At 71.6% G+C, this 14,768-nt stretch carries 11 protein-coding genes; 4 read left to right on the top strand and 7 right to left on the bottom strand.

What is annotated here, in order from left to right; translation table 11 throughout:
- Positions 1-101 precede the first annotated feature (101 nt).
- The 5 genes from ACP4IX_RS03440 to ACP4IX_RS03420 form a co-directional block, all read right to left on the bottom strand.
- Positions 102-2,147: a glycoside hydrolase gene (locus tag ACP4IX_RS03440; RefSeq protein WP_426554719.1), complete on the bottom strand. Its 2,046-nt coding sequence runs from the start codon at positions 2,145-2,147 to the stop codon at positions 102-104.
- Positions 2,148-2,307: 160 nt separating this feature from the next.
- Positions 2,308-4,353 carry a beta-galactosidase gene (locus ACP4IX_RS03435; protein WP_426554718.1) on the bottom strand — a complete coding sequence of 682 codons (2,046 nt, stop codon included), beginning with the start codon at positions 4,351-4,353 and terminating at the stop codon, positions 2,308-2,310.
- A 93-nt stretch (positions 4,354-4,446) separates the two neighbouring features.
- Positions 4,447-5,790, bottom strand: coding sequence for an ABC transporter substrate-binding protein (locus ACP4IX_RS03430; protein ID WP_426554717.1), 1,344 nt, complete (start codon positions 5,788-5,790; stop codon positions 4,447-4,449).
- A gap of 87 nt (positions 5,791-5,877) precedes the next feature.
- Positions 5,878-6,828 carry a carbohydrate ABC transporter permease gene (locus ACP4IX_RS03425; protein ID WP_426520024.1) on the bottom strand — a complete coding sequence of 317 codons (951 nt, stop codon included), beginning with the start codon at positions 6,826-6,828 and terminating at the stop codon, positions 5,878-5,880.
- A 7-nt stretch (positions 6,829-6,835) separates the two neighbouring features.
- Complete coding sequence (locus ACP4IX_RS03420; protein ID WP_426520026.1) at positions 6,836-7,762, bottom strand: carbohydrate ABC transporter permease; 927 nt, start codon at positions 7,760-7,762, stop codon at positions 6,836-6,838.
- 214 nt (positions 7,763-7,976) lie between these two features.
- On the opposite strand from ACP4IX_RS03420, the gene ACP4IX_RS03415 reads away from it, so the two are divergent.
- The 3 genes from ACP4IX_RS03415 (at position 7,977) to ACP4IX_RS03405 (ending at position 12,116) form a co-directional block, all read left to right on the top strand.
- Positions 7,977-9,044 carry a LacI family DNA-binding transcriptional regulator gene (locus ACP4IX_RS03415; protein ID WP_426520028.1) on the top strand — a complete coding sequence of 356 codons (1,068 nt, stop codon included), beginning with the start codon at positions 7,977-7,979 and terminating at the stop codon, positions 9,042-9,044.
- Between the two features lie 124 nt (positions 9,045-9,168).
- Entirely contained in the window at positions 9,169-10,971 is a 1,803-nt protein-coding gene (locus ACP4IX_RS03410; RefSeq protein WP_426520030.1) for a thiamine pyrophosphate-requiring protein, read from the top strand.
- Positions 10,968-12,116, top strand: a complete 1,149-nt coding sequence (locus tag ACP4IX_RS03405; RefSeq protein WP_426554716.1) for an SDR family oxidoreductase — start codon at positions 10,968-10,970, stop codon at positions 12,114-12,116. Before ACP4IX_RS03410 ends, ACP4IX_RS03405 begins: the two co-directional genes overlap by 4 nt.
- Positions 12,117-12,182: 66 nt before the next feature.
- On the opposite strand, the gene ACP4IX_RS03400 is transcribed toward ACP4IX_RS03405, so the two are convergent.
- The gene (locus ACP4IX_RS03400) at positions 12,183-12,977 is read right to left on the bottom strand and encodes a ribonuclease BN (protein ID WP_426520034.1); all 795 of its coding nucleotides are present in this window, start codon (positions 12,975-12,977) and stop codon (positions 12,183-12,185) included.
- Positions 12,978-13,155: 178 nt separating this feature from the next.
- On the opposite strand from ACP4IX_RS03400, the gene ACP4IX_RS03395 reads away from it, so the two are divergent.
- Positions 13,156-14,217 carry a glucose 1-dehydrogenase gene (locus tag ACP4IX_RS03395; RefSeq protein ID WP_426554715.1) on the top strand — a complete coding sequence of 354 codons (1,062 nt, stop codon included), beginning with the start codon at positions 13,156-13,158 and terminating at the stop codon, positions 14,215-14,217.
- 75 nt (positions 14,218-14,292) lie between these two features.
- Here ACP4IX_RS03395 and ACP4IX_RS03390 read toward each other — a convergent pair whose 3' ends face one another.
- Entirely contained in the window at positions 14,293-14,694 is a 402-nt protein-coding gene (locus ACP4IX_RS03390) for a hypothetical protein (RefSeq protein WP_426520038.1), read from the bottom strand.
- Positions 14,695-14,768 lie beyond the last annotated feature (74 nt).

Raw genomic sequence — 14,768 nt, 5'->3', positions numbered from 1 at the left:
CAGCCGTTGCGTGCGTGGGCGGCTCCGTCCGCACCGCCCGGGGGAGCGGTGCGGACGGAGCCGTGTGTCGTGGTGGGTGCCGGCCGGTGGCCTGGACGGGGTCAGTCGGCCGTGGCGGACACGTCCGACACCGTCCAGCGCTGGTTGGCACCGGAGTTGGGCGGCCACGTCGTGACGGCCGCACCCTCGTGCGTCGCCTGGCCGCCTACTTCGAGCAGGCGCCCGGTGCCCGCGTTGACCAGCGTCCAGGTGCCGTCACCGGTGGTCGACATGATCCATTCGGCGGCCTCGTCGCGCTTGCCGGTGTCGGGTTCGGCCACCGGGACGTCGTCGCGTACGGCCAGCCGCGTGCCGTCCCCGGGGCGGGTGAAGACGTAGCGGTCGCGGACGCCGTCGTCGTGGCGCACCGCGCTGAGCCGCCACTGCTGGGCGTCCGCGCCGGAGCCGGTACCGAGGACCAGGTTCGTGCCGTCCGCCGCCACGGTGACGGCCTTGCCGCTCTGCACGCCGGTCAGCGTGTAGGTGTGGCCCTTGCGCAGCAGGGCGGCGTCCTTCGCGACGCCGGAGACGCCCTTGATCTCGAAGGAGGTCACGGACTGCGCGGGCACCGTGAAGGTGGCCGCGCGGTCGCGCACCCTGATCGGGTCCTGCCGTTCGAGCTTGCCGTCGGCGCTGGTCACGACCGGGGTGACGGTGGCTCCGCGGCGCACGTCGCGGAACTTCGACAGGTCGACGGTGACCGCGCGGGGCGCGGTGGTGCGGTTGACGTGGACGAGGGAGGCGCCCTTGCCGTCGCGGGTGACGGCGGCGGCGCTGGACGTGTCGTCCGTCCTGATCAGCCGGTCGCCGGGCTGGATGAAGTGGGTGAAGTTGCGGGCGGTGTCGAACTTGGTGTTGGTCCGGATCGGGCAGGTCTCGAGGGTGTCTTCGGCGGTGCAGTCGAACGGGAGCTGGATGCTGCCCCAGTTGCCGCCCTTGTCGGACTCGCCGCCGGGCTTCATGTTGTCGTAGTCCTCGACGGGCTGCCAGAACACCCAGGCGCGGGGCTCCAGTTCGCGCAGGTCGTCGACGATGTGCTGGGCGAGGCCGAGGCCGGGCCGCATGTCCTCGAAGTCCTGGCCGTCGCCCCAGTCGCCGCCGACCTCGCTCATCCACAGCGGCTTGTCCGCCGCCTTGGCGAGGTCCCGCACGGTGGTGCGCTGCCCGGTGCCGTAGGTGTGGACGTTCATCTGGCCGACGAGGTCGCGGTCGGCCCGGGAGTAGGCGTTCCAGTTCGTTGCGAAGGTGCCGGGGTTGGTCTCGTCCATCGCCGAGATGTCGGCCTTGACCTTGGCCTTCCTCAGCGCGGGAGCCAGGGCTCGGAGCACCTCGCGCTGGAGCTCGGGGCCCATGTGCGCCCCTTCCTGCCGGCCGCCGACGGGTTCGCCGTCCGCGCCCGGCCGCGTGCCCCAGTAGGGGGTGTTGGGCTCGTTGAACGGGTCCACGGTGTCGACCTTGATGCCCTCGGCCTTCTCCAGCCGTTTCGTCGCACCGGCCAGGTAGGCGGCGAAGTCGTCGACCGACTCGGACTTGAGCTGGTCGGCGCTGGAGTCGAAACCGCCGGAGACGTAGCCGCTCACGGTCATGAACCACGGAGGGGAGTTGCTGAACGTCTCCCAGTGGTCGATGTCGTCCTTGATGCGCTCGACCCACCAGCGCTGGGTGGCGTCGGCGTCCTCGTTCCAGTCGGCCGGGTCGTCGGCGCTCCACCAGTCGGTGTCCTCGCGGGTGGTGCCCGCGGGAGCCTTCCACCAGCCCTCGACCGCGCCGCCGGCGCGCAGGTAGTCCTCGACGTCCGGCGCGTTGCCGCCGCCGATGTTGTACCGGGCGATGTTCAGCCCCAGGCCGTCGTCGCCGAAGAGGAGCCGGGCCAGCTTCTCGCGGATCTCGGGCGGGTAGTCGCCGGTGGCGTTGGCGAACCAGACCAGGCTGGTGCCCCAGCCCTCGAACTTCTCCTGCTGGTACGACGGGTCCGGCCGCACGGTGACGGAGGCGGCGGCCGCGGCCGGTTCGGCCTGGGCGGGAACGCTGATCAGGGCGGCCCCGGTGGCCAGGGCGGTCAGGGCGGCGGCCCCGAGGAGGCGTCTGCTGCGGGTGCGGCGTGCCATCGTGTGCTCCCAACGGGAAGGTGTGGTCGCTTCGGTGGTGTGGCCCCCGCCTCGAGTCGGGCAGGAGGGGGCGGCCCCCGGAGCGGGCGCGTGCCGCTCCGGGGGAGTCGTGGGTCGGTGCGGTGGTGAACTCTGGTGGTGCGGTGGCGCCGGTGTGCGCTCAGCCGGTGGGCGTGCGCAGGACGGCGACGCCCCGGGGCGCGAGGACGACGGAGCCGTCGGCGCCGGTGCCGCCCACCAGGGCCTCTCCGGTGATGCCCGGGACGGTCACCTGCTCGTCGGTCCGGTTGACCAGGAACAGGAACCGGCCGCCGGGGCCGCGGCGCACGGTGGCCTCGACCGATCCGCGTACCTCGGCGGGCAGTTCGCTCACCACGCCGGCCGGGTCCAGCAGCCGCGGCAGCAGCGAGGCGAGCCCGTCGGCGCCGAGCCGGGTGGAGACGTAGGCGGCCGAACCGCCGCCCGTCGTACGCCGGGTGACGGCCGGGCGGCCCGCGTACGTACCGGTGCGGTAGTGGGACAGGACCTCCGTACCGGGCGAGGTGACGGTGATGTGGTCGGTCCACAGCCCGCCGGTGCTCGCGTCGTCCAGCTCCACGGTCTGCCCGGCGGGCAGCGGGCCGAACTCCTCGACGCGGATGCCGAGCAGGTCCCGCAGGGCGCCCGGGTAGCCGCCGAGCCAGACGTGGTCGTTCTCGTCGACGACGCCGGAGAAGTACGTGGTGATCAGGTGCCCGCCCTGCTCGGCGTACCGGGTGAGGTCCTTGGCGAGCTCGGCCGTGACCAGGTGCAGCACGGGCGCGATCAGCACCCGGTGGCGGCTCAGGTCGGCACCGGTGGTGACGACGTCGGCGCGGATACCGAGGGACAGGAGCGCGGAGTACCAGTCGAGGGCCTCCTGGTGGTAGTCGAGCAGTGAGGTGGGGTGCGAGTCCTGCTCGCTCGCCCACCACGACTCCCAGTCGAAGAGAATGCCGACCTCGGCGGGCTCCCGCTCGCTGCCGGCCACCGGCGCCAGCGTTTTCAGCGTGTCGCCGAGCGCGGTGACCGCGCGGAACAGGTCGCTGTCCGCGCCGGCGTGCGGGACCATCGCCGAGTGGTACTTCTCGGCGCCGGCCGCGGACTGGCGCCACTGGAAGAAGCAGACCGCGTCGGCACCGTGCGCCACGTGCGTCAGCGAGTCCCGGGCCATCTCACCGGGCCGCTTGGCCAGGTTGACGGGCTGCCAGTTCACGGCGCTGGTGGAGTGCTCCATCAGGAACCAGGGCCGGCCGCCCGCGATGCCGCTGGTGAGGTTCGCGGAGAACGACAGCTCGTCGCGGTCCTGGGGACGCGGTACCACGTAGTGGTCGTTCGCGACGAAGTCCACCTCGTCGGCCCAGTCCGCGTAGTTCATGCCCTTGGTGCCGGGCATCACCATGAAGTTGGTGGTGACGGGGACGCCGGGCGTGACCTCCCGCAGGACCGCCCGCTCCGCGAGCAGGTGGTCCTTGAGCGCGTCCGACGAGAAGCGCTTGAAGTCCAGCTGCTGGGTCGGGTTCGGGTGGGAGGCGGCCAGCCGCGGCGGCAGGATCTGCTCCCAGTCGCTGTAGCGCTGCGACCAGAACGCCGTGCCCCAGGCGTGGTTGAGGGCGTCCAGCGTGGCGTACCGGGTGCGCAGCCAGTCACGGAAGGCGCGGGCCGCGTCGTCGGAGTAGTCGTACACGTTGTGGCAGCCCAGCTCGTTGTTGACGTGCCAGGCGACCAGGGCCGGGTGGTCGGCGTAGCGGGTCGCCAACCGACGCACCAGGCGCAGGGCGTGCTCGCGGAAGACGGGCGAGGTCGGGCGCCAGTGCTGGCGCGCACCCGGCGACAGGGTCTCGCCCCGGTCGGTGACCGGGAGGATCTCCGGGTGCGCGGTGGTCAGCCAGGGCGGCGGGGAGGCGGTGGCGGTGGCCAGGTCGACACCGACGCCGTTCTCGTGCAGCAGGTCCATGACCTCGTCGAGCCAGGCGAAGTCCCAGACGTCGGGGCCCGGCTGGAGGCGGGCCCAGGAGAAGATGGCCAGCGACACGACGTTGACCCCGGCCTCGCGCATCAGCCGTACGTCCTCCTCCCACACCTCCCGGGGCCACTGCTCGGGGTTGTAGTCGGCGCCGAAGGCGAGACGGGGCGCGGAGGCACCGTCCGGGCCGCTTCGCAGGCGGGACAGGAGGGTGGAGATCATGGCGGTCCTTCCGGTGGGGTGCGTGCGGTACGGGGACGGCGGCGCCTGTGTCGCCCCGCCGCCCGCGGGCCGCCGCATCGTGTGCTGCCTGTGCTACTTCTCGACGGTGAAGCCCTGCTCGGTCCCGTACTTGACGGAGGCCTCCTGCCAGGACTCCAGGCCCTCGGCCAGCGTGGTGCCGGAGACGTAGGCCTTGCCGACGGTGTCGTTGAAGATCGAGTTGGCGTACACCTGGTAGGGCAGGTACGACCAGTCGGCGGCGACGTTCGCGGCCGACTCGGCGAAGACCTTGTTGGCCTTCTGGCCGCCGAGGTAGGAGAACGCGGTGTCCTGGAACTTCGTGGACCGCAGGTCCGCGGTGGTCGCCGGGAAGGCGCCGTTCTGCAGGCGGGTCTGCACGCCGTCGCCCGCGTTGGCGTACTCGACGAACGCGTACGCCAGCGCCTCGTTCCCGCCGAGCTCCGGCAGGGCGAGCGCGCTGCCGCCGTTCTCCGCACTGGCCTTGCCGCCCGCGGTCCACTGCGGCAGCGGGGCGACGCGCCAGTCACCGGCGGCGTCCTTCACACCGGAGGCGAGGTTGGCGGGCATCCACGCGCCGGTGGCGAGGGTCGCGATGGTGCCGTCGCCGAGGCCCTTGTACCACTCGTCGGTCCAGTTGGTGACGGGTGCGAGCAGCTTCTCGTCGATGAGCTTCTGCCAGGTGTCGGTGAACGTCCTGGCGCCCTGGTCGGAGAAGTCGACCTTCACCGTGGTGCCGTTCACCGTGTAGGGGCGCGAACCGGCCTGCCAGAGCATGCTCGTGGCGAACCCGGCGTCGCCGGTGTCGGCGGTGATGTAGGCCTTCGGATCGGCCTTGCGCAGGTCGCGGGCGGCGTCCAGGTACTCGGCCCAGGTCGTGGGCACCTCGATGCCGTGCTTGTCGAAGACCTTCTTGTTGTAGAACAGCGCCATCGGACCGGAGTCCATCGGCAGCGCGTAGACGCCCTCGCCGCCGGCCTTCACACCGTTCCACGGGCCGGGGGAGAACGTGCCGGAGAGCTTGTCGGCGCCGAAGGCCTTGAGGTCGGTGAGCTGCTTGGTCAGCGCGTACTGGCCCATCGCGTAGTACTCGATCTGGGCGACGTCCGGGACGCCCTTCTTCGCCGAGATGGCGTTCTGCAGCGCCGTGTACTGGTCGTTGTTGGTGCCCGCGTTGACGAGGTCGACCTCGACGCCCGGGTGTTCCTTCTCGAAGTCGGTGGCCACCTGCTCGAGGGTGGGTTCCCATGCCCAGACGGTGAGGGTGCCGCCCTCCTTGAGGGCCGCCTGGATGTCCGCCTCGGAGACCGCCTTCCGGCTCGATCCACCGTCGTCGGAGTCGCCGCAGGCGGTCGCCCCCAGGGCGAGGGCGCAGACGAGGACTGTGCCGCGCAGCAGGCGGCGCGAGTGCTTGGGCATGGGATTGCTTCCACTTCTTCGTGGCCGGAACCGGCACCGTTGAGGGTCAAAGGGGCGTTGGGGGAGGGGCTACGGGGGGTTGCGGGGCTACTCCTTGACACTCCCGGCGGCGAGTCCGGACTGCCAGTACCTCTGGAGCAGCAGGAACGCGGCGATCAGCGGCAGGATGGTGATCAGTGACCCGGTGACGACCAGGTTGAAGACCGCCTCGCCGCCCGCGGTCGCGGCCTGGGCGTTCCAGCTGTTCAGACCCAGGGTCAGCGGATACCAGTCGGGGTCCTTGAGCATGACCAGCGGCAGGAAGAAGTTGTTCCAGGTCGCGACCATGGTGAACAGCAGGACGGTGACGATGCCGGGCGCCAGCAGCGGCAGGGCGACCTGGAAGAAGGTGCGCACCTCGCCGGCGCCGTCGATGCGGGCGGCCTCCATCAGTTCGGTCGGGATGGCCTCGGTGGCGAACACCCACATCAGGTACAGGCCGAACGGCGAGATCAGGGACGGGATGATCACCGCCCAGGGGGTGTTGGTGAGCCCCATCTCACTGAACATCAGGAAGGTCGGCACCGCCAGCGCGGTACCGGGCACGGCCACCGCGCCGATGACGACGGCGAAGACGGCACGCCGGCCGGGGAAGTCGAACTTGGCGAGCGCGTAGCCGCCGAGCACGGCGAGGAAGGTGGCGCCGCCCGCGCCCAGCCCCACGTACAGCAGGGTGTTCAGCAGCCAGCGGGTGAAGACGCCGTCGTCGTAGGTGAACGTCCGGCTGATGTTGTCCCACAGCGCGAAGTCGCGGTCGAACCACAGGCCGAAGGAGCGGGACAGCCCCTCCTGCGTCTTGGTGGCGCTGATGGCCAGCCAGATCAGCGGCACCAGGCTGTACAGCAGCACCAGGGAGGTGAGCACGGTCAGCAGCACGCTGCGCCGGGGCTTGTCGGCCGAGTGGCGGCGCCGGGAGGCACGCAGCCGGGGTACGGAGCCCGAGGTGCCGGACGGGGCGGTCGCGGAACGGTCGGAGACGGTGGCGACAGGACTGGTCATCGCTGCTTCACACTCCCTTGCGCATGCCGCGGAGCTGCACGACGTAGGCGATGACCATGGTGATCAGCCCCATGACGATGGCGACCGTCGCGGAGTAGTTGTGCTGCTGCCCGTTGAAGGACAGCGAGTACGTGTAGTAGTTCGGCGTGTAGTCGGTCGTGATGGCGTTGGGCGCGAGCGGCTGCAGGATGCTGGGCTCGTTGAAGAGCTGGAAGCTGCCGATGATCGAGAAGATCGTCGCGATGACCAGGGCGCCGCGGATGGCGGGCAGCTTGATGGCGGTGATCACCCGTATCTGTCCGGCGCCGTCGATCTGGGCCGCCTCGTACAGCGAGTGCGGTATGACGCGCAGCGCCGAGTAGAAGATCAGCATGTTGTATCCGACGAACTCCCAGGTCACGATGTTGCCGATCGAGGCCAGCACCATGTCCGGGGAGAGCGGGTCGGGCAGGGAGACGCCCAGTGCGCTGTTGATGTCGCCGAGCAGGCCGAACCGGGTGCCGTACATGAAGCCCCACATCAGCGTGGCCACCACGGCGGGCACGGCGTACGGCAGGAAGATCGAGATGCGGAAGAAGTCCCGGCCGTAGAGGCGTCCGCTGTCCAGCGCCAGCGCCACCAGCAGCGCGATGCCGAGCATGATCGGCACCTGCACGGCGAGGAAGAGCGAGACCCGGCCGAGCGAGGCCCAGAACTGTTCGTCCTTCAGCGCCTGGCTGTAGTTGTCCAGACCGACGAAGGTGTTCCCGCCGATGAGCTGGTCGCGGAAGAGGCTCAGGTAGACCGAGTAGGCGATCGGCGCGAGGAACACCAGCGCGAACACGGCCACGAAGGGACCGAGGAACCCCCAACCCGTCCAGGAGCGGCGCTCCCGCCTCGCCGGGGGAGGGACCGGCCGCGGCTCGGCGGCGGCCGGCGGTTGCAGCGTCGTCATGTCGTTCCTCGCTCGTCCACGTCCTGCAGGCGTCCTGGAGCCTCCCATGTTTACGCAAACATCAAGCGCCGCGGACGTGCGGTTCTGTTGATCGGCGTGCTGTTATGTTTGCGTAAACATTTGATGGCGGCATGTCTACACTGCCCCGAGGACGACGGTCAAGGGTCCTCGGGAGCCGGGGACCGGGACGGTCGCAGAGAGGTGGCGAACGGCAGTGGACACGGCTGGGGAAGTCGCGGACGCGCGGCACGCGGGGACCGGGCGCCGCCGCGGCGGCCGGGTGCCGACGGCGTCCATGGCGGACGTGGCCCGGCTCGCGGGAGTCTCCTCGCAGACCGTCTCCCGCGTCTCCAACGGCTACGCGGGCGTGACCGAGGAGACCCGGCAGCAGGTGCTGGCGGCCATGAAGGAGCTGGGCTACCGGCCCAACAGCGCGGCGAGGGCGCTCAAACGCGGTGAGTTCCGCACCATCGGCGTCATCACCTTCTCACTGGCCACCACCGGCAACGTGCGCACCCTGGAGGCCATCGCCACCTCCGCGGCGAGCGAGGGGTACGCGGTGACGCTGCTGCCCGTCGCCGTCCCCACCCAGGACGAGGTGCGGGGCGCGTTCTCCCGGCTGGAGGAGCTCGCCGTCGACGCGGTGATCGTCATCATGGAGGTCCACCTGCTGGACGCGGCGTCCCTCACGCTGCCGCCCCACGTGCAGGTCGTCGTGGTCGACTCCGACGCCGGCGACCACTACACGGTCGTCGACACCGACCAGGCCGGGGGCACCCGCGCCGCCGTGCGCCACCTGCTGGACCTCGGGCACGCCACGGTGTGGCACCTCGGCGGGCCCGAGGGATCCTTCGCCGCCCAGCGTCGCACGGACGCCTGGCGGCACACGCTCGCGGAGGCCGGCCGCACCCCGCCGCCGCTCACCCGGGGCGACTGGTCGGCGGAGTCCGGCTACCGGGCCGGCCTGGAACTCGCCGCCCGCGAGGAGTGCACCGCCGTCTTCGCGGCCAACGACCAGATGGCCCTCGGCCTGATGCGCGCGCTGCACGAACGCGGCCGGCGCGTCCCCGAGGACGTCAGCGTCATCGGCTTCGACGACATCCCGGAGGCAGGCTCCTTCCTGCCTCCGCTGACCACCGTCCACCAGGACTTCGCCGAGGTCGGGCGGCTCTGCGTGCAGGCCGTGCTGCGCAAGATGCGCCAGGACGGCCCGGAGCGGGGCACGACACTCGTGCCGACCCGGCTGGTGACCCGGGCGAGTACGGCGGCGCCGCCGGAGTAGCGCGGAACGGCGCCGGCAGCCGGTTCGGTCCCTGGCCGAACGGATCACCGCCTCCCGGTTTACGCCTGCCGGGGAAGGCAACTCCACAAGCCGACCGCCGTCTCCGCACGTCCAGGAGAGCTTCATGACCGAAGTCGCCGACTATGTGCTCCAGCGTCTGTCCGAGTGGGGCGTCCAGCGTGTGTACGGCTATCCGGGTGACGGCATCAACGGCCTGCTCGGTGCCTTCGACCGGGCCGACGGCGACCCGGAGTTCATCCAGACGCGGCACGAGGAGATGGCCGCGTTCATGGCGTGTGCCCACGCCAAGTTCACCGGCGAGGTGGGCTGCTGCGTCGCCACCTCGGGCCCCGGTGCCGTGCACCTGCTCAACGGCCTGTACGACGCCAAGCTCGACCACCAGCCCGTGGTGGCGGTGGTGGGCCAGCAGAAGCGGCTCTCGCTGGGCACCCACTACCAGCAGGAGATCGCCCTCGACCAGCTGTTCGCGGACGTGTCCGAGTACTGCCAGATGGTCGTGCACCCGGGCCAGGCCCGGCACGTGATCGACCGCGCCTTCAAGACCGCGCTGACCACCCGTGGCGTCGCCACGATCATCATTCCCAACGACGTGCAGGAGGAGGAGGCCCAGCCCTCCCCGCCCAGGGAGCACGGCTCCGTCTTCTCCAGCGTGGGCTGGAGCAGGCCCCGGGTCCTGCCCGACCTCGACGAGCTCCGCAGGGCCGCCGACGTCCTCAACGCGGGCGACAAGGTCGCCGTGCTGGTCGGCCAGGGCGCGGCGAACGCCGAGGCCGAGGTGAGGGAGGTGGCCGAACTGCTCGGCGCCGGCGTCGCCAAGGCCCTGCTCGGGCGCGAGGTCCTGCCCGACGACCTGCCGTACGTCACCGGGCCCATCGGCCTGCTGGGCAGCAAGGCCAGCGACAGGATGATGCAGGGCTGCGACACCCTGCTGATGGTCGGCAGCAGCTTCCCGTACTCCGAGTGGCTGCCGGAGGAGGGACAGGCCCGGGGCGTCGAGATCGACATCGACGGCCGCATGATCGGCATCCGCTACCCCATGGACGCCCACCTGGTGGGCGACTCCAGGGAGACCCTGCGCGCCCTGATCCCGATGCTCCAGCGCAAGAAGGACCGGAGCTGGCGGGAGAAGATCGAGAAGGACGTACGGGAGTGGCACGACCTGGCCGACCGCTGGGCCGGTGAGCACTTCGGCAGGACGATCAACCCCCAGGCCGTCGCCGCCGAACTCTCGCCCCGCCTCCCGGACGGCGCCATCCTCACCGCCGACTCCGGCTCGGGCACCAACTGGTGGGCCCGGCACCTCAAGCTGCGCGAGGGCATGCGCGCCTCGCTGTCCGGCACGCTGGCGACGATGGGGCCGGGGACGCCGTACGCCATCGCGGCGAGGTTCGCCTACCCGGACCGGCCGGTGATCGCCTTCGTCGGTGACGGCGCGTTCCAGATGAACGGCATGAACGAGATGATCACCGTCAAGCGCTACCTGGACCGCCTGTCCGGACCTGCCCCGCTGATCTTCTGCGTGTTCAACAACCAGGACCTCAACCAGGTCACCTGGGAGCAGCGCGCCATGGCCGGCGACCCCAAGTACCCCGGCTCCCAGGACATCCCCGACGTCCCCTACGCCGCCTACGCCGAACTCGTCGGCCTCAAGGGCATCGTCTGCGACGACCCCAAGAAGGTGGGTGCCGCCTGGGACGAGGCGCTCGCCGCCGGCCGGCCGGTGGTCCTGGAGTTCAAGGTCGACGCGGAGATCGCGCCGATCCCGCCGCACATCATGAAGGAGCAGGGCAAGAAGGCCGTCAAGGCGGCGCTGCACGACCCGGAGCTCGCCGGGATCGCCACCAAGGGCGTACGGCAGAAGCTCACCGAGTACGCCGGGCACCTGCCCGGCCGGGGCAGGAAGTGAGCGGCGCACGGCGGACCCGGGGAGGCGGGCGGCACCGCCGGGCGGACGCGACCGGAGTCGTGGTCGTCACCGGGGCGAGCGGCGGAGTCGGCCGGGCCACCGCCCGGGCCTTCGGCGCCCGTGGGAGCTCCGTGGCCCTGCTCGCGCGCGGCGCGTACGCCCTGGAACAGGCGGCCGAGGAGGTCCGGGAGGCCGGCGGACGTGCGCTGCCCCTGACGGTGGACGTCTGCGACCCGACGGCCGTCGACGCGGCGGCCGCCCGGATCGAGGAGGAGCTCGGCCCGATCGACGTCTGGGTGAACGCGGCGTTCACGACCGTCTTCGCGCCCGTGCCGGAGGTCCGGCCCGAGGAGCTGAGACGCGCCACGGAGGTGACCTACTTCGGCTTCGTCCACGGCACCCAGGCCGCCCTGCGGCACATGACGCCGCGCGATCGCGGCACCATCGTCCAGGTCGGATCGGCCCTCGCCCAGCGCAGCGTCCCCCTCCAGTCGGTGTACTGCGGAGCCAAACACGCCATCCAGGGCTTCACCGAGTCCCTGCGCTGCGAGCTGCTGCACGACCGCAGCGGCGTGCGGGTGACCATGGTCCAGATGCCCGGGCTCAACACGCCCCAGTTCAGCTGGGTCCTCACCCGGCTGCCCAGGCATCCGCGCCCGGTGGCTCCCGTCTACCAGCCCGAGGTCGCCGCCGAGGCGGTCCTGTACGCCGCCGACCATCCCGGGCGGCGCGAGTACTGGGTCGGCGGGTCCACCGTCGCCACCCTGCTCGGCCAGAAGTTCGCCCCGGGCCTGCTGGACCGCTACCTGGCCCGGACCGGGTACGACGCGCAGCAGACGGACGAGCCCGTCGACCCGTCCCGCCCGGTCAACCTCTGGAAGCCGCCGGACGACACCGCGCCGGCCGACTACGGCGCGCACGGCCTGTTCGACGACGAGTCCCACCCGCGCAGCCTCCAGTTCTGGCTCTCCCGCCACCGCCGGCCACTCGCGCTGGCCGCCACGGTGACCGGGACGGTCGTCGCGGCACTGGCCGACGGCGTCCTCCGACGCTCCCGCCGCGGTGAGGCGCCGACGCGGCGCAGCGCGTACCCCTCCGGCCGGGGGGCGTGGACGACCGCTCGCGGCGCGCTGACGCGCCGCTGACGCGCAAACCGCGTCGAGCGGTCGGTCCGGGCGGCCCGGCCGTTCGAAACGGTCTGTCCGAACGGGTCATTCACGGTCGATGGTGCGTGTCCACCAGTGGTGCTCGCAGAACCAGTGGCCGACCATCGCGCCGCCGAAGACCACGAACCCCACCCCGATCAGCCAGGACTCCACCACCAGCACGATGCCGACCGTGCCGTAGCTGATCGCGTTGTCGAGGATGAGCGGTGTGAAGACGAGGTACGAGAAGCCGCGCAGTCCGATCAGGCCCACCATGGTCGCGATCGCTCCCGGCAGCAGGTCCCGCCAGCGGATCTGGCTGCCCAGCAGGAAGTGCTGACCCCACCAGAAGAACAGTGCGCCCGTCGCCGTGGACAGCGCGATCCGCACCGACCCGTGCAGAGCGGTCCGCGTCTGCACCTCCTGGTAGAGGTACGCGGTCAGCGCGACCACCCAGGTCATCTGGCGCCAGACCCGGTGCCACGGACCGGAGGGCAGCCCCCAGATCCGCTCGTAGCCGTTCTGCACGCTCGCCGCGAAGGACACGCCGAACACGGCGAGCGCGATACCGCCCCACACACTCGTGGTGCCGACGACCTTGGTCGGCGGACTGATGATGTCGGTCAGCACCCGGGCGGACCGGCCGGACAGCCCCATGCCGTCGGCCAGCCAGGACGCGAAACCGCCCCGCCCCAGGGGATCGAAGGCGGCCACCACGATCAGCAGCGGCGCCAGCGTGACCAGGGCGAGCGTGGCGAACCCCATGGCCCGGTGCATCAGCTCCAGGTCCCGGCCACGCCGGACGAGGGCGGACGCGGCCAACCGGTCCCACACACGGTGGAACGGCTGGAAGCGGTTCACGGATGCTCCTCGGGCGTTCCCTTCGACGGCTCGCGGACGCGGAACTGAGTGACCCGGCGGCGGACCGGACAAACGCGGCGTCCCCCGGATGCCCGCCGCAGGCCGACCGAACGGCCTTCGCATGGGCCGAACGATGCGGGGAACCGGCTCCGGGAGGACGAGCCGAGAGGTGAGCACCATGCGCGCACTGACTGTCCGCCCCGGCCGGCCCGGCTCGCTCGGGGTGGAGGAGGTCGCGGACCCCGAGCCGGCCGCCGGTGAACTCCTGGTCCGCGGGGTGGCCCTCGGTCTGTGCGGTACGGACCGGGAGATCGCCTCGGGCGAGTACGGCCGGGCGGTGCCGGACCGCGGTCGGCTGATCCTCGGCCACGAGTCCCTGGGGCGCGTCGCCGAGGCGCCGCACGGCAGCGGATTCACCCCCGGCGACCTGGTGGCCGGCGTGGTGCGGCGCCCCGACCCCGAGCCCTGCGGCGCCTGCGCGCACGGAGAGTTCGACATGTGCCGCAACGGCCGCTACCGCGAACGCGGCATCAGGGAGCTCGACGGGTACGGCGCCGAGCTGTGGTGCCTGGAGACCGACTACGCCGTGCGCGTCGACGCCGCGCTGGGACTGGCGGGCGTTCTCATGGAGCCGACCAGTGTCGTGGCCAAGGCGTGGGAACAGATCGAGAAGGTGGGTGCCAGGGCCTGGTTCGAGCCCCGCAGGGCCCTGGTGACCGGCGCCGGTCCCATCGGCCTCCTCGCCGCGCTGCTCGGCCGGCAGCGCGGCCTCGACGTGCATGTCCTGGACCGGGTCACGGACGGACCCAAACCGGACCTCGTGCGCGCCCTCGGAGCCACCTACCACAGCGACGGGGCGGGCGACGTGCTCACCGCCGTACGCCCGGATGTCGTGGTCGAGGCCACCGGGGCCGCCGCGCTGGTGTGCGAGGCGGTCCGCGGGACGGCGGCGTACGGCATCGTCTGCCTCACCGGCGTCTCGGCCGCCGGTCGGCGCCTGACCGTCGACGCGGGCGCGGTGAACCGCGCCATCGTGCTGGAGAACGACGTCGTGGTGGGTTCCGTCAACGCCAACCTCCGCCACTTCCGGCAGGCCGCCGACGCCCTGGCGCGAGCCGACCGGGAATGGCTCCACCGGCTTCTCACCCGCCGCGTGCCGCTGGAGCGGGCGGCCTCGGCGTTCGAGCGGAACGCCGAGGGCATCAAGACGGTGATCACACTGGAGGGCGGCGCGCGCTGACGGCTCACGGCACGGTCCGAGGGAGCACGCGACGCCGGCGGCGACCGGCTGCGACCGCGTCGGCCGGGCCGGGGGTCACGGGTCAGTGCGCTGCTGCTCGCGCATGCGCTCGTTGTGCCAGGCGATGGCGGCACGTATCTGCGGCTCCTGGAGCCCCGTCCGGCAGCCGAGCTGTTCCATGGAGAGCCCCGGCGGGCCCGTGGTCAGGGTCCGGGTGAGCTTCGCCGCCCACAGTTCCTCCTCCACGAAGGGCCGGTGCGCGTAGCCCGCCTTGACCACGTCGAAGTGGTCGTCGCAGCACGCGGTGATGAGCCGCAGCCCGTCGGCCCAGGTGTGAACGGAGTGCGCCGCGGAGGAGTCCGGCACGTAGCCGCTGACGGACTCGTCCGCGGGGAAGACCCTGGCGCACAGGTCGCACAGCTCCACGGGGACCGGCTTCGCGGCCCGACGGCCCTTCCTGCTCTTGCGCTTCCACATGGCGACTCCCGGGGGTCGGCGTCCTGGTCGGCGTCCGGAATGCCGGAGTTACCCGCAGGGCGGGGAGCAAACGC

The sequence above is a fragment of the Streptomyces sp. WG5 genome, from assembly GCF_049974565.1.
Classification (GTDB): Bacteria; Actinomycetota; Actinomycetes; order Streptomycetales; family Streptomycetaceae; genus Streptomyces.
Note: the sequence above shows the minus strand (reverse complement) of the source record. Positions and strands in the feature narration are given on the sequence as shown.